The following is a 23,694-nucleotide window of genomic DNA, read 5'->3' on the forward strand; positions in this document are numbered from 1 at the left end:
GCGATGGAATTGAACCGGCTCAGCCAACCCCAATCTCAAGCCATGCAATTGCGCACCCTTCTAGCCTCCCTCCTGCTTTCCGGCCAGGCACTCCATGCAGCCGATCATGACATCGTCATCTATGGCGGCACCTGTTCCGCCATCATCGCTGCTGTGCAGGCCAAGAAGATGGGCAAGACTGTCATTGTTGTCTCGCCTGACAAACACCTTGGCGGCCTGAGCAGCGGCGGCCTCGGTTTCACCGACACCGGCAACAAAGCCGTCATCGGCGGACTCTCCCGCGACTTTTATCATCGCGTCTGGCTGCACTACGACAAGGACTCAGCCTGGGTGCAGCAGAAGAAATCCGAATACGGCGGCAAAGGCCAGGGCACTCCCGCCATGGATGGCGAGAACCGCACCATGTGGATCTTCGAGCCCCATGTGGCAGAGCAAGTGTTTGAAGACTACGTCAAGGAGTTCGGTCTCGAAGTTGTGCGCGACGAGTGGCTGGACCGCGCCAAGGGCGTGAAAAAAGACGGCGATAAAATCACCTCCATCACCACCCTGAGCGGCAAGACCTACGCCGGAAAAATGTTCATCGATGCGACCTACGAGGGCGATCTGATGGCCGCGGCTAGCGTGGACTATCACGTGGGCCGTGAGGCCACTTCTGTTTATGACGAGAAGTGGAATGGCATTCAGGTCGGCGTGCTGCATCACCGCCACCACTTCGGCGCGGTGAAGGAACCGATCAGCGCCTACAAGGTGCCGGGAGATCCCAAGAGCGGCGTACTGCCACGCGTGAGCACGGAGTCTCCGGGTGAGTACGGTGCCGGCGACAAACGCGTGCAGGCCTACTGCTTCCGCTCCTGCTACACGAATGATCCGAGCAACCGTATCCCTTTTCCCAAGCCGGAAGGTTATGACGCGGGCCAGTACGAAATCCTGCTGCGCGTGCTGAACGCAGGCTGGGGTGAGTTCTTCGAGAAGTTTGACCCCATTCCAAACCACAAGACCGACACCAACAATCACGGCCCCTTCAGCTTCGACAACATCGGCTACAATTACGACTACCCCGAAGGCAGCTACGAGAAGCGCCGCGCCATCATCGCCGAGCACCGCCAGTATCAGCAGGGCCTGCTCTGGTTCGTCGCCAACGACCCCCGCGTACCCAAGAAGGTGCAGGAAGAACTTCAGACCTGGGGCCTCCCCAAAGATGAATTCGCCGACAACGGCAACTGGAGCCACCAGCTCTACATCCGCGAAGCACGCCGCATGATCGGCAGCTATGTGATGACCGAAAACGAACTGCTCAAAAAACGCCCCACTCCGGACAGCGTCGGCATGGGCAGCTACGGCATCGATTCCCACAACATCCAGCGCTACATCACGCCGGAAGGCAATGTACAGAATGAAGGCGACATCGGAGTCAGCACCAAAGGCCCCTATGAGATCGCCTACGGTTCCCTGGTTCCCAAGAAAGGGCAGGGGAGCAATCTGCTCGTGCCCGTGGCCATGTCCGCCAGCCACATCGCCTACGGCAGCATCCGCATGGAGCCCGTGTTCATGATCCTCGGCCAGAGCGCGGCCACCGCAGCGGCGCTGGCCATGGATGCCGGCATCCCGGTCCAGGACGTGCCTTATGAACAGCTCAAGACGCAGATTCTCAAAGACGGCCAGATCCTGCATTTCGACGGCCCTACCACCCTGCGCGGCATTGATCCGAAATCACTCAAAGGCATCATCATGGATGACACCGATGCCAAGGTGACCGGTGTGTGGTCAGAAAGCGGCGCAGCCAAGTCCTTCCTCGGCGACGGCTACAGCCACGACGGCAACGCCAAAGACGGCAAGTGCAGCCTTCGCTTTGAACCTAAGCTCACCAAGCCCGGCAAATACCGCCTCATGCTGGCCTCCCCGCCAAATAGCAACCGTGCCAGCAATGCACCTGTGGAAGTCCAGTACGCAGGCGGCGTGAAGAAGTTGAAAGTCGACCTCAAATCGCCCAAGGCAGGCGAAGGCCTGTTCTGGATCGACCTCGGTGAATACGTGTGCGGCAACGACACCGCGATCACCATTTCCAACGAAGGCACGGACGGCTATGTGGTCGTGGATGGCGCTCGCTGGCTGCCTGTGGAGTAAACTCGGCACACAGCGCATCCTCACCTGATCTCAGTCATGGAGGCCATCGAACAGCCAACAAGAGAAGCAACTGCTGATCAGGCCAGGGTTTTCCCTTGGATCACGATCACATGGATGGTGCTCAGTGTGGCTTGCACCGGGCTGCGGATGACCTTGCCAAATGAAGTGTATCCATGGTTGTACGCCACGGATGTCGAACTTTGGCAGGGCTCGAAACTGTGGGGCCTCCTCACCTCGTCGTTTCTCCATGCCGATGTCCTGTATCTGGCATTCAACTGCTACTGGATGTGGCATCTTGGGCGTGCGCTTGAGCAGGAGGTGTCACGTGTCAGCTATGCGAGGTTGATTCTAGTGACGACGTTGTCCGCCAGCCTCGCGGAGTTTGCTGTGATGGGGCAGCTCGGAATCGGGATGTCCGGCATGGTCTATGGAGTGTTCGGCTTCATGCTGGTCGGGCGTGATCGTCATCCAGTCTTCCGCAGGGTCATCAACTCAAACACGACCACGCTCTTTTTCGTCTGGCTGGTTCTTTGTTTTGCACTGACTCATTCGCAGGTCATGCCCGTGGCCAACTTCGCTCATCTGGGCGGTTTGGTGGCAGATGTTCTTAGCGGCTTGGCCACAGGCTGGCGGAGATTCGGGAAAGTGGCCTTTGCAGTCTTGGCTATGATGCTTCTGGGCGCCGTCATCCCGCTGTTTTGGGCCCCCTGGCATGACAACTGGCATTTCGTCCGCGCCGTGCGCTTGTTGGGAAAGAACGACATCACCAACGCATTGGTTTCTCTGGAGAATTATCACCAGCGCCAGCCGCGACACGCGTGGACGGCCAGCACGGCAGCCAACATCCGAATCCAGCAAAAGGAGTATGCGGAAGCTGAGAAGATTTTGAGAACGACCATGAAATGGGTGGATGATGTCGCGGTGGTGAACAGCCTGGCGTGGCTGCTCGCGACATGCCCGGAAGATCAGCTTCGAAACGGACGTGAGGCGGTTGAGATCGCTCAACGGACATGTGAATTCACGAATTGGGAGGATGCCGACTGCCTGGACACCCTCGCAGCGGCCTATGCGGAAACCGGCGATTTCGATGCCGCGCTGAAATGGTCAGGCAAGGCCATGGAACTGAGCACTGAAACCAATCGCGAAGCGCTTCAAAAAAACAACCAGACACTTCAGAGCAAGCAGCCCCTGCGCGAGCCTTGAAGCAACGGGCCGCAGAGCACGCACCGCATGAATTCCCTCCAACGTCGCTACCATCTTGTTCTGGGCCTCTTTATCATCGGCCTGATCCTCAGCGGGCTCACGGCCTTCCCATTGCTGCATGAACTGCGGCTGATGGCCTCATGGCTCGGCATCCAGCATCACGCCGAGTACGCCAGTCACAGTGGGCTGTCTTACTGGATCGGCTATGTCTGGCATGGGCTGGAGGTCACCCAGGCACAGTTTCCCTTCGTCGCCTACGGCACGGACTGGCTGGCGTTCGGCCACCTCATGATCGCGGTCTTTTTCATCGCTGGGCCCTGGCGCGATCCGCTGCCCAATGCCTGGGTCCTGAAAGTAGGACTGCTGGCCTGTGCCGCAGTTTTTCCCCTGGCGCTGATCTGTGGCGAGATTCGCGGCATCCCTCTCTACTGGCGGCTGGTGGACTGTTCTTTTGGCCTTTTTGGGGCCCTGCCGCTGCTTTACTGCCTGCATCTGGTGCGCCAAATGTCCGCAGGAACTTCACGCAGTTCGTAATTTTCGCCTTTTCTGGGGCGTATGCCTATCGACCCCTACTTCATTGTCATGTCCACCATCCGTAATCTGATCCTCATCACCGCAGCCTGTGCCACCAGTGCCTTTGCGGCGTACCCTACTTTCAACACGACGGCGCCAAACGGCGGCCAGCGTGGCACCGAGGTCAAGCTCACCGTCACGGGGACCCAGCTGGCAGACTTTGAGAGCATGATTTTCTTCTCCCCCGGCTTCACCCAGAAGAGCGTGGACAAGGTGGAGGCCAACAAGGTGCAGCTCACCATCGGCATCGCCCCGGATGTGCCGCCGGGAAATCACCTTATGCGCATCCGCACGAAGTCCGGCATGTCGCACGCCCGCCAGTTCTTCGTGGGCATCTTCCCGAATGTGGATGAAAAGGAGCCCAACAGCGATTTCGAGTCTCCTCAAGTCATCCAGCTCAATCAAACGGTCGAAGGCGTCGTGCAGACTGAGGACGTGGACTACTACCGCGTCAGCCTCAAGAAAGGCCAGCGCCTGTCCGTCGAAGTGGATGGCCTCCGCCTCGGCTACACCGTGTTTGACCCCTTCCTGGCCATCATTGACAAGGACCGCTTCGAAAAGGTGATCTCTGACGACACCATCCTGCACCGCCAGGACGGCTACTGCTCCTATGTGGCTGAAGAAGATGGCGACTACACCGTCATGATCCGCGAATCCTCTTACCGTGGCGGTGGCAACTCCTACTACCGCCTGCACGTCGGCAGCTTCCGTCGTCCTGATGTGGTGTATCCTGCCGGTGGCAAAATTGGCTCCAAGACCAAGGTGCGCTTCATCGAGCGCGACAGCTCATTCGAAGAAGAGGTCCAGCTGCCAGCTGATATCGACCCTGACTACATGCTCTTCTCGAAGTCCCAGGAGCCCGCACCTTCCGGCAATCCGTTCCGCTTGGTCAACTATGACAACGTGCTCGAAGCCGAGCCCAACGACGAGCAGGCGAAGGCCTCAGTCGCCCCAGGTTCCCCGATTGCCCTCAACGGTATCATCGAGAAACCCGGTGACGTGGATTTCTTCAAAGTGCCGCTCAAGAAAGGCATGACCCTCGAAGTGCAGGCCTTTGCGCAGAGCCTCGGCTCCCCGCTCGACAGCGTGGTGAACATCTACAACGCCAAAGGCGGATCCATCAGCGGTAACGATGACGGTGGTGGTCGCCGCCGTCTCGACAGCAAGTTCAAGATCGCCATTCCTGCCGACGGCGACTACTTCGTGCGCGTGGCCGATCATCTGGAACGCGGCGGTGCCAACTACGTCTATCGCCTCGAACTCATCGCCGCAGAGCCTGAGGTCTTCTTTGCCTCACCTCAGTATTCGGTGAACGACAACAACTACCGCCAGTTCATCGCTGTTCCCAAAGGCGGACGCTATGCCACGCTCGTCAACGTCAGCCGCAACAACGTCGGCGGCGACTTCAAGTTTGACGTCCAGAACATGCCACAGGGCGTGAAACTGCTCACCGAAATGGCCCCGAAAGACCTCGGCAGCGTGCCGTTGCTCTTTGAAGCCACTGCGGATGCACCCCTCGGTCATCAGGTCGTCCCCATCTCTCTCAATGCCGTCGATCCGAATACCAAGACACGTGGCAAGCTGCGCCAGGAGTTCGACATCGTGCGCAATGGCAACGTCGTCTACTACACCCAGATCGAAGACCGCCTGCCCGTCGCCGTCGTGGAGGAGGCTCCCTATTCCCTCGAAATCGTCAAGCCTGCCGTGCCTCTGGTGAACAACGGCATTCTCGAACTCAAGGTCGTCTCCAAGCGCAAGGAAGGCTTCAAGGCCCCCATCCGCGTGCTCATGATCTGGAAGCCCAACGGCGTCAGCGCCCTTGGTGAGCAGACCATTGCGGAAGGCCAGAACGAGTGCGTCTTCCAACTGGATGCCAATGGCGGAACACCAGCCGGTTCCTGGAATTTCACCGTCATGGGCGAGGCCGATGCCGGCAGCGGTCGCATCTACAATGCGTCCCCATTCACGGCAGTCGTCACCGCTCCCGCCTACATCAATGCACCGGCCATCCCGCTCGTCGCCGTTGAGCAGGGCAAGGAAGCAGTCATGGTTGCGAAGCTTGAGCAGCTCCTGCCATTCGATGGCGAGGCCACCGCTCAGGTTCTGGGCGTTCCAGACACCATCCCGATCGAGCCTGCCAAGATCACCAAGGACACCAAGGAAGTTTCCTTCAAGGTGATTACGAACGACAAGTCGCCCATCGGCAAGCAGGCCAACCTGTTTGTGCGTGTCGATGTTCCTGTGAAGGGCACCAACGCCACCACGATCCATCGCATTGCGCTTGGCTCCATCCTGCGCATCGATGCCCCTCGCAAGGTGGTCACTCCGCCACCTGCAGCCCCGGTTCTCGCCGCCAACAAGCCCAAGGAAGCCCCCAAGCCTGCTGCTCCGGCCGCTCCCAAAGTTCTCTCCCGCCTTGAGCAGCTCCGTCTGGAAGCCGCCGGCGCTAAGAAATAAGACCGCTGTAATTCAGCTTTGAATTTGTGATGAGGAAGGCTTCGGCCTTCCTCATTTCATTTTACGTAAGGAAGATCCCAGGCCTTCAGCCAGTCCACCTTCGTGCGCTTGAAGCCCTTCTTCAGCAGGCGCTCCTCCATGTCTCCCAGATGTGCCGCGCCGTAAAAAATGGCGATGCGCTTTTTACCGGCGACAATCTCCTTGTCCAGCACCTGCAGCGCGACCTTGTTCCGCTCACCCACGAGTACGGTGCCGTCGCCGGTTTCCATGCCCGCCATGATGTCCTCCACACTGTCGAACTCCTGCGCGATCATGCGCTTCAGCTCCGTGCTGCTGTCCTTCATGGTTAGAATCTTCAGCAGCATCACCATCCCGGCGGCATCGGAATTGACCCCGCGCTTTTCGTTGACCTCTTTCTGCGCCTGCGCGGCCTTGAGGTAGAGCGAAAGGAAGCTCTCCTGCTTTTCGGTCTGCGTCTGCGTGAACTGGGACATGTCCATGTCCGCATGCACGAAATTCTTCGCCGTGTAGTCGATGCCTTCGAGCTGGCCGTGCAGCTTCAGCGTGTCACGCATCATGGTCTGCAGCTGGCCGACCCACTGCAGCTTTTCCGCCTGCTTTTTGGCCTCGGGCTTGCCCCGTTCCTCAAAGGACGGGCCGACGAGTTCATACAGCACCGCCTCATAGCCTTTGAACCGCACGTTCAGCCCATCGAAATACGCCTTGTCAGCGATGTGGATGGCACCCACGAGATCCACTTTGACCTTCTGCGGCGACTCATAGCTCACCACCGCCGTTTGCAGGCTGTCGCTCTCATCCTCCTCCACGAACCGGATGAAGTTCGTGGGTTCTTCCGCTGCCGTCAGCACGGCAAAGGCCAGAGTGGCTTGCAGCAGCAGAAATCGTTTCATGGTCGGCCTCCTCGTTTCAGCCTTCCGTCTTGAAAATGCGTGCGAAGAAGGCCTTCATTTCCTCCCAGGAGGCCTTGTCGGCGGCCTCATTGTACGCCGCGCCTTTGCTGTTGTCATTGCCAGCAGCCTTTTGCGTGAAGGCATGCACAGCGCCCGGGTAGCTCACCAGCTTGTAGTCCACCTTCGCGTCCTTCATCTCCTGCTCAAACGCAGCGATGTCCGGGGCCTTCACAAAAGGATCGTCCGCGCCATGCAGCGCCAGCACCTTGCCCTTGATGTTTTTGCCGTCGGCAGGAGTCGGAGAATCGAGCCCGCCATGGAAACTCACCACGCCCTTGATCAGCGCGCCGCTGCGGGCCAGCTCGATCACCCCGGTGCCGCCAAAGCAGTAGCCGATGGCGGCGACTTTGGAGATGTCGGTGTGAGGGTCCTTGTCCAGCACCTCCAGAGCGGAAAGCATGCGTTCGCGGTACAGCTTGCGGTCGGACTTGTACTTCCCGGCCTCCTTGCCAGCTTCTGGCGGCTGTGGGCGGATGCCTTTGCCATAAATGTCGGCGGCGAAAACGTTGTAGCCGAGCTCCGCCAGCATGCGGGCCCGCATCTTCTCGTTGTCACTCAGGCCGGTCCACTGGTGAATGATCAGCACAGAAGGCCGCTTGCCGGTCTTGGCGGTATCGACGACGTGCAGGCCTTCGCAGAGCACGTCTCCGGATTTGTATTCGACGACGGTTTCCTTGATCTCAGCCTTCAGCAGGCTGGTGGAAAGAAGCAGAGAGGAGATGAAAAGCAGAGCGCGGTTGGTTTTCATGGTTGTGGTGGCAGTGTACACAGAAGGACGCGAGTTTTCCAACTCGTTTCCCGGATGAACTCGAAAGATGTTTCTACTTGAGTTCTTGAATGCGGATGTTTTTCCACATCACTTCCTTGCCCACCGCTTCGGTCTTTTTGCCAATCCCGTGCACCTGCAGGGCGATGACGCCCTCGGCGGTCAGGTCATCAGTGAAGTCCGCTGCTGGGACGCCATTGATGAAAGTCTTGATGCTGCGGCCACGGCACTCGATGCGCGCCTGGTTCCAATCACCCTGCTTGAAGGCCTTGCGGGCCGCCTCGTTGTTCTTCAGATCAAAGAGCCAGCCTCGGCGGCCTTCGTCATACACGCCGCCCGTGAAGGCACGCGCACTCGGATCAATTTCAAACTGGTAGCCATGCACACGATCCGCCGGGAATTTCTTCTTTTTCCCCGCGATCTCGACTTCCGTCTCCTGGGTGTAGTAGTTGCTGCGAAACTGAATCCCCGAGTTCATCGATGGATCGACCTTGAACTCGAGTTCCAGGATGAAGTTCCCGTACTTCTTCGTCGTGCACAGGAAGGAGTTTCCCGTGTCCGGCACCGTCTTGCCCACCACCGCACCGTTCTCCACACGGTACTCCGCCTTGCCGCTGTGCTGCTCCCAGCCTGTGAGGGTTTTGCCATCAAACAGCGGGACAAAAGCATCCTCGGCATGGAGGGCGGCAGTGAGGGAGAAAACAGCGGCGAAAGAAAGCAGACGGTGGGTCATAGGGCGGTGGTAAACGGCCTGCCGCGCACGGTCTTTCTCTTCTCATGCATCAAGAACCGTCACGCCCCGGTCACAAACCTTGTCCGGTTTTGGCTCGCACTGCGGGATGAACCCGCTAAAACATCCGCAGACTGCTCCAACCCAACCCATGAAGCGCTACTCCCTCGGCATCGACTACGGCACCAATTCCTGCCGCTCCCTTCTCATCGACCTCGACAACGGTGCCGAAGTCGGCTCCACCGTGTTCAATTACCCGAGCGGAGAGATGGGCATCCTGCTCGATCCCAAAGACCCGCACGTCGCCCGGCAAAACCCTCAGGATTACCTCGACGGTCTCGAAGCCGTGGTGCGCGGTGCCCTGCAGCAGGCGCAGGAAAATGTCCCCGGCTTTGATCCCGCGCAGGTCATCGGTATCGGCATCGACACCACCGGCAGCACACCCATTCCGGTGAACAAAGACGGCACGCCACTGGGCCTGATGCCCGAGTTTAAGAATAACCTCAACGCCATGGTCTGGCTCTGGAAAGACCACACCGGCTACGCCGAGGCAGCCGAGATCACGCAGCTCGCCCATGAAATGCGGCCCAACATCATCGCCAAATGCGGTGGCATCTACTCCAGCGAGTGGTGGTGGAGCAAAATCCTGCGTCTCCGTCGCGTGGACGCCCAGGTCTTCGAGGCAGCATACAGCTTCGTCGAACATTGCGACTGGATTCCCGCCGTCCTCACCGGCAACACCGATCCCCTCACGCTCAAGCGCGGCGTGTGCAGCGCCGGGCACAAGGCCATGTTCAGCACCGAATGGGGCGGCCTGCCCGACAAAGAATTCCTCGCCCGGCTCGATCCCGCGCTCGCCGATCTACGCGACCGCCTCTACTCCGTGGCCCACACCGCCGATGTGAAGGCCGGCGATCTCTGCGCCGAATGGTCCCAGCGTCTCGGCCTCAAAGCAGGCATCGCCATCAGCGTCGGCGCGTTTGATGCGCACATGGGCGCCGTCGGCGCGGGCATCAAGGAAGGCACGCTGGTCAAAATCCTCGGCACCAGCACCTGCGATCTCATGATCGCTCCTACCAGCAAACCTCTCGCCGACATCCCCGGCGTCTGCGGTATTGTGAATGGCTCAGTGCTCCCCGGCTACTACGGCATCGAAGCCGGACAGAGCGCCGTGGGCGACATCTTCCTCTGGTTCGTCAATCACCTCGTACCCGACACCTACGGCATCACCGTGGGCGAAAAATTCGTGAACATGGAGAAGGCCATGCTCGGGAAAAAGCCCGGCTCCACTGGCCTGCTCGCGCTCGATTGGAACAACGGCAACCGCACCGTGCTCGTCGATGTCCGCCTCACCGGCCTCCTGCTTGGCCAGACCCTCCACACCGAGGCGCACGAAATCTACCGCGCCTACATCGAGGCCACCGCCTTCGGTGCGCTCACCATCATCAAACGCGTCGAAGAATACGGCGTTAAAATCGAGGAAGTCATCAACACCGGCGGTCTCTCCATTAAAAACGCCACCCTCATGCAGTGCTACGCCGACATTATTGGCAAGCCCATGAAAGTCAGCCAGAGCGAGCAGACCTGTGCTCTCGGCGCCGCCATCTTCGGTGCCGCCGCCGCCGCCGCCGGGGCAGGGGACATCCACACCCTTCAGTCCCAGGTCACCGCCACCCGTGAGAAGGTCTACTACCCCATCCCCGAAAACCAGGCCGTCTACGCCGAACTCTACACCCTCTACCGCACCCTCCACGACGCCTTCGGCACCACCGAATGGAACGGCAAGATCAACCACGTGATGAAGCAACTGCTGGATATCCGCGCGCGTCAGAGCTGAGCAATAGTGAAGGGCGAGAGTCTGAGGTGTTTTATCCGCGCAAGCTCCCCCCACTTCCCGCCGTTTGCCTTACCCTGCATGATCTCCCTTCGCACGCTTTCCCTGCTCCTCGCTCTCACCCCTTCGCTCCTCCCCGCCGAAGACTGGCCGCAGTGGCGCGGCCCGCGTCTCGATGGCACCTCCAAAGACACCGGCTTTCCGATCTCCGCAGAAGGCAATGTCACGTGGAAGGTGGAGCTTCCCGGCAGTGGGCACGCCTCGCCCATCGTGTGGCAGGATCGCGTCTTCATCGTCGCCGCATTGCCTGAAAACGAATCGCGCGTCCTGCTCTGTCTCGATCGCGCTTCAGGAAAACAGCTCTGGCAGTCCACGGTGGTCAAAGCACCCATCGAGAGCATTCACAAACTCAACAGCCAGGCCTCCAGCACTCCCGCCACAGACGGCGAGCACGTATTCACCGCCTTCCTCGACAACACCGAGACCGACGCCACGCGCGCCGTGAATGCCGGTCGTGTCATCGGCAAAGGCGAAGTGCCAAAGGGCACCGTCGTCATCTCCGCGCATGATTTCAGCGGCAAACAAATCTGGCAGGTGCGCCCCGGCCTCTTCTCCAGCAAGCACGGCTTCTGCTCCAGCCCCATCGTTTTTGAAGACAAAGTCATCGTCAATTGCGACCACGATGGCGACGGCTACATCGTCGCCCTCGCCCGAACCGACGGCAAGGAACTGTGGCGCATCGCCCGCCCCAACAACACCCGCAGCTACTGCGTCCCGCTCATTCGCGACATCGCCGGCCGCACGCAGATGGTCCTCTCTGGCACGATGTGCGTCACCAGCTATGATCCGCGCACCGGCAAGCTGCTCTGGATCATCGACGGCCCCACTGAGCAGTTCGTCGCCTCACTCGTTTACAGCGAACAAACCGGCCTCCTCTACATGACCGGCGGCTTCCCCGAGCATCACCTCCTCGCCATCAAGCCCGACGGCAGCGGCAACGTCACCAACACCCACATCGTCTGGCGCACCAACAAAGGCGTCTCCTACGTCCCATCACCGCTCATCGAAGGCAGCCATCTCCTCAATGTCTCAGACTCCGGCGTCGCCCACTGCTTCGATGCGAAATCCGGTGAGATCCAATGGGAGGAGCGCATGCGCGAGCACCACGCCTCCCTCACCAGCGCCGAAGGCCACGTCTTTTTCATCAACGACTTCGGCATCCTCCGCACCGTCCAGCCCGACAAAACCTACAAGCTCCTCGCCGAAAGCGAACTCAAGGAAAAAATCTTCGCCTCCCCCGCACTCAGCGAAGGTCAGATCTTCATCCGCACCGACAAAAGCCTCATCTGCCTCGGCAAACGCACCTCGAAGACAGCCGCGCGGTGAGTGCATGGCTGGCGTTGTAGTTTGATTCGCCCAAGAAACGAACGCTGAAATCGTAATCAGGAAGAAGACCCTGCGATGAAAACGACACTCAGTGCACTGCTTCTTGTGTTTACCCAGTTGGCATTGGGGGCGGATGCGCCCACCTACGAGGGCTATGAGAGAGATCGCGTTTTGATTCGATCCACCTACCGCCTGTCGGCACCCGTGCTCAATGCCTCCAGCGGAGAAGCTATCCAGGCCGCTCATCGGATCTTCAAAAACGTCAGGCTTGTCGGACTCTCCCGTGCACAGGTTCTTGCGATTCTCGGAGATCCGAAGACGATCAGCGGTTACGGAGTCGCGGCAGATGCTGCAGCCGATAGCCCGCTGACCTACTGCTTTGACTCAGGTTTCGGCGGATGGGAGTATGTCATTCGATTTGCGAAGGGAGTTGTCACGCAGATTGATCAGAACAGTTTGGACTAACACCTCAGTGGTTGGAGCCGTTGATGACCAGCAGCTCCGCTTCGGACTGCGCAGTCATTAGGCTCATATCAGACTTGAGACTTGGCTTGGGTGGTCGAGTCAGAGCAAGATCCATAACATCGGCTTGAATCACAAAGTCAGAAATGTTCTGGTTGTACAAGCCCGTTTAAAAGACTTCCTACCCAACCACTCTCATGCTTCTTCGCCCTCTCTCCCTGCTCCTTGCCACCTCTCTGGCAGCATTCGCCGCTGAACCCGTCCCAGAATTCCACGGCTCCATCGAAAAACTCGATCCCGCTCTCGATGCCTTGATCGCACCGAACGCAAAAATCGAAGTGCTCGCATCAGGCTTCAACTGGTCCGAAGGCCCTGTCTGGCGGGATGGCGGCATCGTCTTTTCAGACGTCCCCGAGAACACAGTCTTCGGCTGGAAAGAAGGCGACACCGCAGCCAAGGTCGTGCTGAAACCCAGTGGCAGCCTCAGCGGAGAAGGTCAGGGCTCGAACGGTCTCCATGTCGATGCTCAGGGAAATCTCATCCTCTGCCAGCATGGCGAGCGCCGCATCGCACGTCTGGAAAAAGACGGCACCTTCACCTCTCTGGCGGAGAAGTATGAAGGCAAGCGCTTCAACAGCCCGAACGATCTCGTCATTGCGAAAAGCGGCACCATCTTCTTCACCGATCCTCCTTACGGCCTGAAGAAAGGCGAGGCCCCAGAGCTCCCACAGCACGGCATCTACTCCGTCACTCCTGCTGGCAAAGTCTCACTCGTGATCGCAGACCTCCGTTTCCCAAACGGCATCGCGCTCAGCCCCGACCAAAAGACTCTCTACGTCGCTGTGTCTGATCCGAAGAACACCCGCGTGATGGCTTACGATCTCCAAGACGATGGCACCGCAAAGAACGGCCGTGTCTTCTTCAATGCCCAGCCTCTCAAAAGTGCCGAGCGCAAAGGCGGCTGCGATGGCATGAAGGTGGACGCCAATGGCAACATCTGGACCACCGGCCCCGGCGGCGTCCTGATCATCAGCAAAGACGGCAAACACCTCGGCAGCATCCTCACCGGCCAGGCCACGGCAAACTGCGCTTTCGGCGGCGCAGACCACAGCACTCTCTACATCACGGCAGACATGTTTCTCCTGCGCGTGAAGACGCTGGCTAAGGGGCTGTAACAAGCTTCACCAGCGCCAGCGCATTCATCACAGCCTTCGGCACAAACGAACCCGGCTCCACATACTCAGGCAGCTTGCTCCCGTCAGCACTGCGCTCAGAGCAGTGGGCGTTGCCGCCATACGGACCCAGGCCATCAAGCGTCGGCGCGAGCTGCCACAGGTGATTCGCATCGCTCAAGCCACCGCGTGGCACGGAGACCGCCGCTAGATTCATCATCGCAGCGGCTTCATGCCAGAGGTGAAACAAAGCTTCAGACTCCACGCCCCCGGGCCATGCAGCGGTGATGCCGACGCGTTCCGCCGTGAGCTTCGCTCCGTTGGCCGCCGTACCGCTGAGTTCTGCAAAAAAATCATCCGCATGCTGCAATGCCGCAGGCTCCGTAGCCCGGCATTCCCACTCAGCGACAGCTTCATGCGGTACGCGATTCACAACCGTGCCACCCTGAACCATGCCGATGTTCACCGTGCGTTCAGCCTCCGCATTCGTCAGCGCGGCGATGTCCGGCAGCACACGGGCGAGCGCATCGATGGCGTTGATGCCTTCATGGTGCTTGCTGCCTGCATGTGCGGCCTTGCCTTCGGCGCTGAGCCTCCACGTGCTGCGCCCTTTGCGCGAGGTGACAATGTGCCAGCCGCGCTCATCCACCGGCCCGCCTTCAAACACCAGCACCGCGCGCGCCTTCCCTCCGCAGCGTTCAGCGGTGACACGGCCAAAATCATCACCAATGATTTCTTCAGCCGCATTTGCCGCCACGAGCCAGTGCGTGCGCTCGAAAACATCGGGGGCCGCATCTCGCAGGCTTTGCAGGATGAGCCAGATCAAGGCGGTGCCGCCTTTGTTATCCACGGTGCCCGGCCCATAGATGCGACCTTCCTCGGGGCGCTCATCCCACTTGAAATCATTCAGCCGTTCTTCCTCGGGTGGAAACACCGTGTCTGAGTGCGTGACGAGCACGATGGGTTCTCCACCCTGACCGCGATGCGTGAGAAAGAGGTGATGGCCGGTGCCGGGAGTGACACAGGGCGCAAGTTCAGCCTCAAAACCCAGCGGTGCAAAAGCTGCTGCCGTCAGCCGGGCCACTTCATCCACGCCTTCAGAATTGGAGGTGAAGCTGTTGATGGCCACGAGACGGCGCAGGAAGTCGAGCGCAGCCGGGAGATGTTTTTCGGCGGAGGATTGTAAAAGAGAAACGTTCATCGTGGGACAGCGCCTATGCCGGGTCGGTTGGGCATGATGAGGTTGCCGGTGGCATCATACGTGATGCCCGTGAAGTCGTCATCGGCCACGTAGAAATGCCCGTCGAGGTCGATCCAGTCGGCCCACGGGGCCAGATGCGCCGCTGCCGTGGTGCCCAGGCTGGTTTCGATCATGCAGCCCAGCAGGACTTGCAGGCCCTGCTCTCTCGCCGCCCCGATCATGGCCACAGATGCATCAAAGCTGCCGCTCTTGAGGAGCTTGATGTTCACGCCATCCACGAAATCCGCGAGTGCGATGACATCCTCCACCGTTTGCACGCTTTCATCCGCGAAGATCGGTGGGGGATTGCCAGGAAGCAGCGCCCGCAGTTCTTCCCAGCCATCGACACCAAGACGGTGATGAATGGGCTGCTCGATCAGCGTCGGACTGTATTCCGCGACCTTCTCGATCATGAGCGGAGCCTCGGCCATGTCCCAGCCACCGTTCACATCCAGCAGCAGTTTCGCATGCGGCGCTGCGTAGCGTGCGACGGAGACGATGGCAATGTCCAGACCTAGATCACCGGAGCCGAGCTTGAGTTTGAGCACGGGAAATTGGGTGGCGATCTCGCGAACTTTGTCCGCAAAGACGTCGAGATCCTCGGGAATACTGAAGGAGCGGCAGCCGGGAGGAGTGTGATGCACGGGCATGCCCAGTTTTGACTCGGCGTAGGCTGCCAGCGTCCGGCCCGTCTGGTGGCCGATGATGTCGTGGCGTAGCAGATTGAGCGCCAGTCCTGCTGTGCGCGGCAGTACTTCCGGCAGTACGGCTTGATTGAGCATGGCCAGCGTCAGCGCCGGATCTTCTCCATAGTAGGGGACAAACGGGGCCTCTGTGACGAGCTCTCCATTCGAGACACGGAGCACCTGGCGTGTGGCCGAGGTGCCGTGGGCGATGCGAAAAGGCTCGTTGAGATGAAGGGTTTTGATCTCGAAGTGCAAGGCACCCAGTCAAAGGTCAAGAGCCCCGCTGGTCAAGGAGTCCTGTCTCGATCTTGGCTGGTTTTACCCCACCAAATCATTGCGGCTTCGGATCGCGGCTGAACATCCGCTGGAAGAGGTTCTTTTTCTTGGCTGGAACCTCCACTGGCTCAGGCACAGGCGGCGGCGGGACTTGTGGAAAGCGCTGGGCCGCCTGAGCCCCCGACGTGGTGCGAATGTCTTCGCTCAGCGAGGTCTCACGGACGCTGTCAGTGTCTGTCACGACCTGCGGCTGAATGAATACGATCAGCTCTTTGCGGGTCACACTGTTGGTGTCCGTGCGGAAGAGCTTGCCCAGACCGGGGATTTTGCCGAGGAAGGGGATGCCGTTCTGGCCGAGGTTTTTCTCCTCGGAGATCAGACCGCCGAGCACGATCGTGTTGCGGTCCGGGATGGTGACTGAGGTGACGAGCTGCTCAGTGCCGATGATTGGGACCAAATTCGGAGTGATGAGCTGGGTGCCGATGAGAGTGTCGTTGATTTGAGAAATGGTGAGAGTGACCTCCCCATCGGTGTTGATCAGCGGCACGACCTCGAGCTTCAGAACCACATCAAGGTAGCTGGTGGTGGAAGTGACCGTGCCGTTGAGGTTGGCGGCATTGGTGACGGTGCTCGCCGGATAGGGTACTTTGCGACCCGAAGAGATGACGGCCTTCTTGTTGTTCAGGGCAAAAATGGAGGGCCTGGAGAGGACTTTGAAATTGCTGTTGGTCTGCAGCGCGTTGAGGAAGATCCCCAGACCGCTGCCGGCGGCTCCATAGAGGTTCAGGCCTGAGGTGGGACCGAAGGGCGCGGTAATCGCATTGTTGCGCAAGTCATTGATGGCGCGTCCCGCGCCGCCCGTCGTGCCAAGGATGTCCGTGCGGTTGGTGATGCTACTGGCGCTGAAGTTCTTGTTGGTCAGAGATGAGATGTAATCCACCCCGGTGGTCATCGTGTCGGTGAGAGTCAGTTCGCCAATGACGGTGGCGAGGTAGACCTGGGAGGGCTTGCGGTCGAGTTTGTCGAGCAGCGCATCGACTTTGCTGATCTCTTCCTGCCGGCCAATGACGATGATGGTGTTTGACATCGGGTCTGCGACAATGCGGGACTTGCCGACAAGCACAGACACTGGGGCATTGTTTTCCGTGGGACCGGAAACGACGTCAGCACGTGAGCCTCCGGTGCTGCCTGCTGCCGATGTGGTGCCAGTGGTTCCAGTGGACGCACTGGCGGTGTCAGAGCCGCTTGATGAGGAGGCGGTGTTGCCCACCACACCACCCCGTGTGCCCTGAGTCGTGCGGCCGCCGAGGAGCTGGCTGCTGTTCGTGGCCAGCACTTGCTGGCGCTGCTGCTGGATGCTGCCACCGCCGGGCAGCTGGGTGGAGCCAGTGTTCACCTCCTGCAGCCGGTCCACCAGCGCACTCAAGACATCCAGGGCGGCAGCATACTTGAGCTTGCGCTCATACGGCTCCGTACTGTCCAGCGGCTTGTCAAATTCAGCAATGAGGCTGGCGACGTAGGTGTAGTCCTGCGGCGCGGCGACGACGAGAATCTGGTTCAAGCGCGTGTCTGCGACCACCTGCGTGCTGGGCTGGGGATTCAGCGCATTAAAATTTGATGATTGTGACGAACTGTTTGGTGCTGACGAGGGCGGCCTTGGGGCGTTGTTGTCGCCGCCTTTTTCCCGTCCATCACTGGCAGCAGAGCCACGGATGGTGTTCACGCCTTTCGTTTCCTTTTCCTGCGCCTGCGCATTCAAGGTGGCCTGGATGATCTGGGCGATCACGGCCGCATCGGCAAATTTGATGGGAATGAATTTCGTGACCAGCGTGGAGCCGGTGTCACCGAGATCAATGGCTTCACGAATGCCGATGAGCTGTTTGACGATCGTCGCGCTTTCCGTGATCAGCAGTCCGGGCGGGGATGTGACCGGGGTGATGCGACCATAAGCACCCAAACCGACGTGGCCGGAAAACATGGTGGCCGCGTCCTCAGGCGCGAGGTAGTCCAGCTTCATGAAGTAGGACACGATGCTCTCACCGTCGGGAATGTCCTTGGCGCTGGTGTAAAACCGCACCCCATGGGAGAACTGGACGGCATTCGCGCTTTGATTGCGTGCTGGCAGGATCTTGGCGCTGTTGCTGCCAGGTTCGGCGACGATGGCGTAGCCATTGGCGAGCAGTGAGGCCTCAATGAGCTTGATGGCTTCGGCCTTGGGAACCTGCTTGGGGGTGACGAGGCTGATGGTCGCCCCTTCAAAGATGTTGGTGTCCTTGATCAGCGTGTAGCCCGTGAGCTTTTCATAGATCGCCAGAAGGTCGGCCACGGGATTGTTGGCAAACTGCATCATGACGTTGTCTCCGGTGATCACAAAGGCCTCGGCTTCTCCCGCTGCTCCACCGGCACCGTCGGCATTCATGCCTCCAGGACCTCCAAAACCACCACCCGGTGCACCGAAGCCGCCGCCACGGCGGCCAAAACCGCTACGTCCACCACTTGGGAAGCCGCCTCCGGGAGGTCCGCCGCCGGGAGGGCGCATACCGTCGGGTGGCGCTGGGGGGGCTGTGCCGTCTGCAGCGGGAACCACGGGTGCAGGCGTTGCAACGGGTGCGGGAAGGGGGGGCGGTGTGGTGGTCGTGGTTGTTGTTGTGGTCGTGGCCGTGGCCGCAGGCTTTTCCGTCGGGGCTGCCGCAGGGACTGCGGGCGTCGGAGGTGGGGCTGGTGGAACGATGCTCTGCCCGCGCACAACGGCGGAGATGGCAAACAGAAGCGTGGTGAGGGCAGGAAGACAACGATGCATGCGAAAGGGATGTGGCGTGAGTGGCAGGTGTGGGCTTCAGCGGGGCGTGTTATTTGCCCCCGCCGTCATCTTTTTGGATCTTTTCAAACATGGTGCGGATGGCATTGCGGCGCTCCTCCTCAGGAGCGTTGCGGAACTTTTCATCGCTGAACTTTTCACGCATGGCATCGCGGAACTTTTCCTTGGCTTTGTCGGAGAGACTTTCGTATTTTTTTCGGTCTTCCTCGCTGGGGCCGCGGTTGCCGCGGTTGAGCCGGTCTCCGCCGGAGGAATCACTGCGCGGGCCTCTGTCGCCCTTGTCACTTTTGCCCTTCGTCAGGTCGTTTTTGTCCAGCACGCTGTGCCGGATGCTGAAGGTTTCCCCGCCGATGGCAATCTTGGCCTGGGCGCGCTCAATGTTGCTGGTGGGCAGTGCTTCAATCAGTTTCCAGCCTTTGAGATTGGGTTCTTCGCTGACGACCAGGGACTGCTTCTCGTTCTTGTCAAAGATGGTCACGACTGGTTTGCCATTCACGTAGGCCATCCCGGTGAGCACGAGGGAATCAGAGATGCTGACGATGCGGGTGAACGGGGAGTTCTGAATGATCGCGCTCAAGGATGTCGCATCAAAAGGCTGCGGCAGGTCGGGATCCACCGGTCCGGCGGGTGCTGCGGGGGCCGCAGGTGCGGCCACGGGCTGCTCCGGCGTCAGGAGTTCGTCACCGGGCAGTGCCAGCAGATCCGAAGTCGTGAGCGGCGCATCCGCAGGCGCCGCTGGTACGATCGACTGGGCGCGCAGGCTCAGTGCCGCGCTCAGCATCAGCAGAGTGGTGAAAAGGGTTTTCATGGCTGGAATCCGGCTTCAGGTTTGAACCAGCGCGCCAGGACTAGGTTGCACAAGGCCTGGGGGGTCTTTTCTTTAGCCTTGGCGTCGATCTCCAGCTCAAGCTGCTTGATGGCTTGAAACTTTTCCGGCGACTGCAAACTGGCCAGCCAGCCCAGCAGCGTGGTTTGATCACCGCGCAGCCGCACTTCGACGGCCACTTCACGATACACGGAGGCGTTCGTCTTGCTGTCGGCGGCATCCGGCAGCAGCTGCTGCTTTTGCACCTGCAGCTGGTAGTCGAGGGCCACATTCTGAATCTCTTCCAGCAGTTTGGCCTGCGCAGTGCCCAGGCTCTCCGTGGTGGGCATGTGCTGCTCCATCCAGGCCGAGCGCTTGTCCCAAAACTCCCGGTCATCCATCCAGTGGCTGTTCTCCTTCTTCTCATTTTCCAGCGAGGTGATGCGCGCCAGCACCGCCGTGCGGCGGTCCAGAAACTGCTTCAGCATGATGAACGTAGCCATCAGCACCAGCGCGCCAATGCAGGCTCCGAGCAGTTTCTTTTCACGTTGGGTGAGGGCGAGTGCCATGGAATTTGGAAACGGGTGCGTTACGGCAGCTTGCCCTGGGCGCGGAAGGAGGCCGTGGTGCCTTTGACTTCCGGCCGGGGATTCGTCCATTCATAACGGCTCAGGATGCGGTTCTTTTTGAAGTCTTCGATGAACTGAAACGCGAGCTGCGCATCCCGTGCTTCACCACGGATGTCGATCTCCTTGCCCTTCACTTCAAACTTGCGAATGACGATCCCGCTGCCCGGCATGATGCGATTGATCTCACCCAGCAGAAACAGCGGATACCGCTGCGGCTCGATGGCCGGTGCCAGAACCTTCCAGCGTTCATTGGCCTTGCGCACCGCCGCCGCTGGCTCGCTCGTGAGCTCCACCTCTTCAGCCAGTTTTTCCGCACGGTTTTCCTGAAAATGCAAATAAGCAAAGCCCAGGAATGCCAGCGACGCATACAGCATGCCCCCCAGCACGAGCGCACGGATAATCTTGGAGCGCTGGGTGCTGGTGCTGATCGCCGTCCGCACTCCTGAGGGCAGCATCTTGGTCCAAGTGCGGGTTTCCAGAGCCCCATTGGGCGGCAGGTCCGCGAGCACACGCACCGGCAGGTCCAAAATGGAGCTCAGGCGCGTGGTGAGCCCCTTGTCAAAATTCGCTCCCACCAGCGCCACCCCGTCGATAGTGCCCGGCCCGAGTTCGGATTCCAAAGTCAGCCGTGCCAGGGTGATCTCCAGCGTCAGCGCCTCTTCAGCACCCGGTGCCTTGGCGAAAATGTGGCTGTGGTACAGCTTGCCCTGATGACTGGCCGCCAGCACCAGATCTCCCTGTTCTTCAATGATGACGATATGGCCGGCAGGCAGCTGCGCCAGCCTCAGCGCGGCGGTGTAGTCGCTGGCGTGGGAGGCGGCGAGGGCTTCCGGGAATGGCTCCGCCAGGATGTCCACACTCACGATCGCAAGCCCGCCGTTCTGGCCCAGCAGATGCCAGCGGTAGTTTCTGCCCACGGCGTCCTGCTCCAGCTTGAAGCCGCGGCGTTCCAGTTGGGTGGAAATGATCTGCTCCAGCAGGTCGGCATCCGTCTGCGGCAGGATCAGCCCGATCGTCCGGCACGCCGAGGCGGGCAGTCCGATCAGCAGCGGTTTGCTCACATGCTTAGCCTCGGCCGGGCTTTCCACCGTCTCAGCACTTGAGGTCGCGCGCGGCTTCCACACACGCCAGGAGGCATCAGGGGCGGGGAGGAGCAGGGTAGTGGCGGCGAGTGACATTCGTGAAGGGCTGGGTAGAACGCGCGATTGCGTGGGAAGTTGCGTGATTGAATGACGATTATCGAATGTCCGGTGATGCTCTGGTTGTCGAGTCGTTTTACTCCTCAATCCTTCCGAGATAGGTCACCGCCCCCGTCGTCTGATCGCGCCGGGTGACAAGGATGATTTTCGAGCGCTTCGTCCCGACCCAGCCGATGCTGGTGATGCGGCGCAGCGTCGTGTCGCTGTCATTGACGATGCCGCTCACCTCGTTCAGCCGGTCCCCGTTGAGGCCGAGAATCTGGTAAGCTTCCGGCGCACGGATGCGCCGATCATCCTCAGTCCCCGGAATGCCATCACCACCATCCCGTTCGCTGATAAAGCGCTGCACATCGTTTTCTGAAGCCCCGGTAATGGCCAGCAGCACATCCTTGAAAACCGTGCGCAGGTCGATCTGGCCTTCGCCGTAGATGCTGAAGAAATTGCGCCAGTCCGGTTTTTTGCGGTCTACTGCATCCATGCCACGCACCAGGATCATTTCCTCCACTCGGATGAAGCCCTGATTGCGCGGCGCATCATAGATGCCCAGGCTCTTGTAATACTCGGCCTCCGCACCGTTGGCGCGCTGAGTACTGTCATTGTCCACCCAGTCCGCCAGCGAATCCGCCGCCACACCGGCGTCTTCCGCATTGAGCTGCCAGTAGATGAAGAGATTGTAGATCGCCTCACGCAGCCGCTCATCCGTGATATAGTTGATCGGAAGCCGCGCTCCTTCGTAGTTGATCACCACATCAAAGCCGCTGTCAGGCCCCACCTTCTGCTTCATCACGATGTCACCCCGCCGAGTACTGGGGTGCAGACCCACGGCGATACCGCTCTCCGCAAGGTGCAGGGCACGGAAATCATACGCCGCCTGTTTGGATTCCTCCGCACTGTAGGTGATGTACTCCACCACCCCCATGACCGTGACGGACATGAGCAGGATGGCCCAGATCATCAGCATGAGCGCAGAACCCTGAGCCGAAGCCGGACGAGCGCTGCAAAAAGTTGCGTGTACAGGTGTCCTCATGGCCCGGCGCCTCCTCCTCCGCCACCGGGTGGTGGCCCTCCTCCGGGTCCACCGCCGCCGGGAGGCCCTCCGCCACCTCCACCGGGAGGCCCGCCTCCGCCCGGTCCACCACCACCGCCAGGACCGCCGCGACCACCCCCACCTCCTCCAGGACCACCGCCGCCTCCCTGGCCACCACGTCCGCCGCCACCTCCCTGACCTTGCCCTTGGCCGCCCTGGCCATTATTGCCCCCCTGCTGATTGTTGGTGCTTCCAGTGTTCGCCGGGGCCTTGCCTGCGACGAGTGTCAGCACCGGCAGGCTGAAAACCATGCGCACCGGCAGCGTCCGGTTCTTCATCACCAGCTGGCCTTCGATGAGGTCCGGCCATTTCGACTTGCTCCACTCCTCATACCACGTCTCCTCTTTCTCCACATAGAAGCGCCATTTGAACGACACCACATCCGGCAGCAGCGGCATCCAGTACCGCCCCTCCGTGTCCGGCGCATAGATTCCCGTCGTGGACTGTTGAATGCCGGACTTCATGTCCCCGGTCTGCGGGATCAAGTCCTCACGCGAGAGGCTCAGGTTGTTCAGCGGTTTTTGGTTGTCGTCCACCACGGCGGCATCCGGATAGGGGCGCAGGCTCAGGATGGTGTCCTTGGAGGTGATCGGATTGTTGCCAAACGGAAAGCAGTCCGGCGAGCCCGTGATCGTCAGTTCCTGAATCACCGGGTCCGTGCCTTGCACCAGTTTCAATGCCAGCGTCGCCGTGCTCGGCAGCGTGGCAAACGTGCGCCGGCACAGTTCAATGTACCGGTTCATGGAATCACTCTCACGCTGAATGTGCTCGATCTCCGATGCCCCGCGCACCGAGCCGCGGATGATCGCAAACAGCGTGGCCGTGATCATCGAAAGGATCGTGATGCCGATCACCACCTCGATCAGCGTGAAGGCGGAGCTCCGTCTAGGGCTGGGCGGGCTTGTAAACATAGACGTCGAGGGTGTCCTCCTGCGGCACACCGTCGAAAGACGAAGTCGCGTGGATGGTGAGTTTGTACATGTCGCTCAAAACGCCGCCGCTGGTGGTCTTCAAGGACAAGGCTTCCGTGCTGGTCGTATAGGTGATGCCGTAGGTCGTGTCCGCGATGGTGGTGCTCATCTTGGCCAGCGGTTTGTTCCGCAGCTCTTCGAAAACGTTGCGCATGCCGATGCGGATGAGCTGGTCACGTTTCAGCAGGTTCGCCGTCTCCAGCGCCTGGTTCAGCGACTTCGCCAGCCCCAGCACCGCGATGGCAAAAATCGTCAGCGCCAGCACCAGCTCGAAGAGAATGTACCCGCGCGAAACCGGGCGCTGC

At 60.1% G+C, this 23,694-nt stretch carries 20 protein-coding genes; 8 read left to right on the forward strand and 12 right to left on the reverse strand.

Translation table 11 applies throughout. From position 1 onward, the window contains the following. Positions 1-42 precede the first annotated feature (42 nt). The 4 genes from ACIREA_RS00355 to ACIREA_RS00370 all read left to right on the forward strand — a co-directional run bounded on the left by ACIREA_RS00355 (position 43) and on the right by ACIREA_RS00370 (position 6,357). On the forward strand, positions 43-2,124 hold the full coding sequence (locus ACIREA_RS00355; protein WP_397379377.1) for an FAD-dependent oxidoreductase: 2,082 nt from the start codon (positions 43-45) through the stop codon (positions 2,122-2,124). Positions 2,125-2,271: 147 nt separating this feature from the next. Next, positions 2,272-3,327: a rhomboid family intramembrane serine protease gene (locus ACIREA_RS00360; protein ID WP_397379380.1), complete on the forward strand. Its 1,056-nt coding sequence runs from the start codon at positions 2,272-2,274 to the stop codon at positions 3,325-3,327. 27 nt (positions 3,328-3,354) lie between these two features. Then, entirely contained in the window at positions 3,355-3,861 is a 507-nt protein-coding gene (locus ACIREA_RS00365; RefSeq protein WP_397379382.1) for a hypothetical protein, read from the forward strand. Between the two features lie 21 nt (positions 3,862-3,882). Continuing rightward, the gene (locus ACIREA_RS00370) at positions 3,883-6,357 is read left to right on the forward strand and encodes a PPC domain-containing protein (protein WP_397379385.1); all 2,475 of its coding nucleotides are present in this window, start codon (positions 3,883-3,885) and stop codon (positions 6,355-6,357) included. Between the two features lie 56 nt (positions 6,358-6,413). Here the strand turns inward: ACIREA_RS00370 and ACIREA_RS00375 are convergent, their stop codons facing one another. The 3 genes from ACIREA_RS00375 to ACIREA_RS00385 all read right to left on the reverse strand — a co-directional run bounded on the left by ACIREA_RS00375 (position 6,414) and on the right by ACIREA_RS00385 (position 8,827). Then, positions 6,414-7,268 (reverse strand): hypothetical protein, encoded by an 855-nt coding sequence (locus ACIREA_RS00375; protein WP_397379388.1) that lies wholly within the window; start codon positions 7,266-7,268, stop codon positions 6,414-6,416. 16 nt (positions 7,269-7,284) lie between these two features. Further along, positions 7,285-8,076: a dienelactone hydrolase family protein gene (locus ACIREA_RS00380; protein WP_397379390.1), complete on the reverse strand. Its 792-nt coding sequence runs from the start codon at positions 8,074-8,076 to the stop codon at positions 7,285-7,287. Positions 8,077-8,149: 73 nt separating this feature from the next. Continuing rightward, positions 8,150-8,827, reverse strand: coding sequence for a DUF1080 domain-containing protein (locus ACIREA_RS00385; protein ID WP_397379392.1), 678 nt, complete (start codon positions 8,825-8,827; stop codon positions 8,150-8,152). Positions 8,828-8,975: 148 nt separating this feature from the next. On the opposite strand from ACIREA_RS00385, the gene ACIREA_RS00390 reads away from it, so the two are divergent. The 4 genes from ACIREA_RS00390 to ACIREA_RS00405 all read left to right on the forward strand — a co-directional run bounded on the left by ACIREA_RS00390 (position 8,976) and on the right by ACIREA_RS00405 (position 13,681). Beyond that, complete coding sequence (locus tag ACIREA_RS00390; RefSeq protein ID WP_397379394.1) at positions 8,976-10,661, forward strand: ribulokinase; 1,686 nt, start codon at positions 8,976-8,978, stop codon at positions 10,659-10,661. A 78-nt stretch (positions 10,662-10,739) separates the two neighbouring features. Further along, complete coding sequence (locus tag ACIREA_RS00395) at positions 10,740-12,044, forward strand: PQQ-binding-like beta-propeller repeat protein (protein ID WP_397379397.1); 1,305 nt, start codon at positions 10,740-10,742, stop codon at positions 12,042-12,044. Between the two features lie 75 nt (positions 12,045-12,119). Further along, the gene (locus tag ACIREA_RS00400; protein ID WP_397379399.1) at positions 12,120-12,509 is read left to right on the forward strand and encodes a hypothetical protein; all 390 of its coding nucleotides are present in this window, start codon (positions 12,120-12,122) and stop codon (positions 12,507-12,509) included. Between the two features lie 194 nt (positions 12,510-12,703). Then, positions 12,704-13,681, forward strand: a complete 978-nt coding sequence (locus tag ACIREA_RS00405; protein ID WP_397379402.1) for an SMP-30/gluconolactonase/LRE family protein — start codon at positions 12,704-12,706, stop codon at positions 13,679-13,681. On the opposite strand, the gene ACIREA_RS00410 is transcribed toward ACIREA_RS00405, so the two are convergent. The 9 genes from ACIREA_RS00410 to ACIREA_RS00450 form a co-directional block, all read right to left on the reverse strand. After that, on the reverse strand, positions 13,668-14,879 hold the full coding sequence (locus tag ACIREA_RS00410) for a M20/M25/M40 family metallo-hydrolase (RefSeq protein WP_397379405.1): 1,212 nt from the start codon (positions 14,877-14,879) through the stop codon (positions 13,668-13,670). The genes ACIREA_RS00405 and ACIREA_RS00410 overlap by 14 nt on opposite strands. Then, entirely contained in the window at positions 14,876-15,859 is a 984-nt protein-coding gene (locus ACIREA_RS00415) for an enolase C-terminal domain-like protein (protein ID WP_397379407.1), read from the reverse strand. The genes ACIREA_RS00410 and ACIREA_RS00415 overlap by 4 nt, the downstream gene beginning before the upstream one ends. Before the next feature lie 76 nt (positions 15,860-15,935). Beyond that, positions 15,936-18,680, reverse strand: coding sequence for a type II secretion system protein GspD (locus ACIREA_RS00420; RefSeq protein ID WP_397379410.1), 2,745 nt, complete (start codon positions 18,678-18,680; stop codon positions 15,936-15,938). A gap of 49 nt (positions 18,681-18,729) precedes the next feature. Then, the gene (locus ACIREA_RS00425) at positions 18,730-19,506 is read right to left on the reverse strand and encodes a hypothetical protein (RefSeq protein ID WP_397379412.1); all 777 of its coding nucleotides are present in this window, start codon (positions 19,504-19,506) and stop codon (positions 18,730-18,732) included. After that, entirely contained in the window at positions 19,503-20,072 is a 570-nt protein-coding gene (locus ACIREA_RS00430; protein WP_397379414.1) for a GspMb/PilO family protein, read from the reverse strand. The genes ACIREA_RS00425 and ACIREA_RS00430 overlap by 4 nt, the downstream gene beginning before the upstream one ends. Positions 20,073-20,092: 20 nt before the next feature. After that, a complete protein-coding gene (locus ACIREA_RS00435) occupies positions 20,093-21,310 on the reverse strand; it encodes a hypothetical protein (protein ID WP_397379416.1) in 1,218 nt (405 codons plus the stop codon). Between the two features lie 97 nt (positions 21,311-21,407). Next, on the reverse strand, positions 21,408-22,292 hold the full coding sequence (locus ACIREA_RS00440) for a hypothetical protein (protein WP_397379418.1): 885 nt from the start codon (positions 22,290-22,292) through the stop codon (positions 21,408-21,410). A 62-nt stretch (positions 22,293-22,354) separates the two neighbouring features. Then, positions 22,355-23,329, reverse strand: coding sequence for a type II secretion system protein (locus ACIREA_RS00445; RefSeq protein WP_397379420.1), 975 nt, complete (start codon positions 23,327-23,329; stop codon positions 22,355-22,357). Next, positions 23,304-23,694: hypothetical protein (locus tag ACIREA_RS00450; RefSeq protein ID WP_397379422.1), on the reverse strand; the 391-nt coding region annotated here is incomplete at its 5' end. The genes ACIREA_RS00445 and ACIREA_RS00450, both read right to left, overlap by 26 nt.

Origin of the sequence: Prosthecobacter sp. (genome assembly GCF_044373815.1) — a bacterium.
Taxonomy (GTDB): Bacteria; Verrucomicrobiota; Verrucomicrobiia; order Verrucomicrobiales; family Verrucomicrobiaceae; genus Prosthecobacter.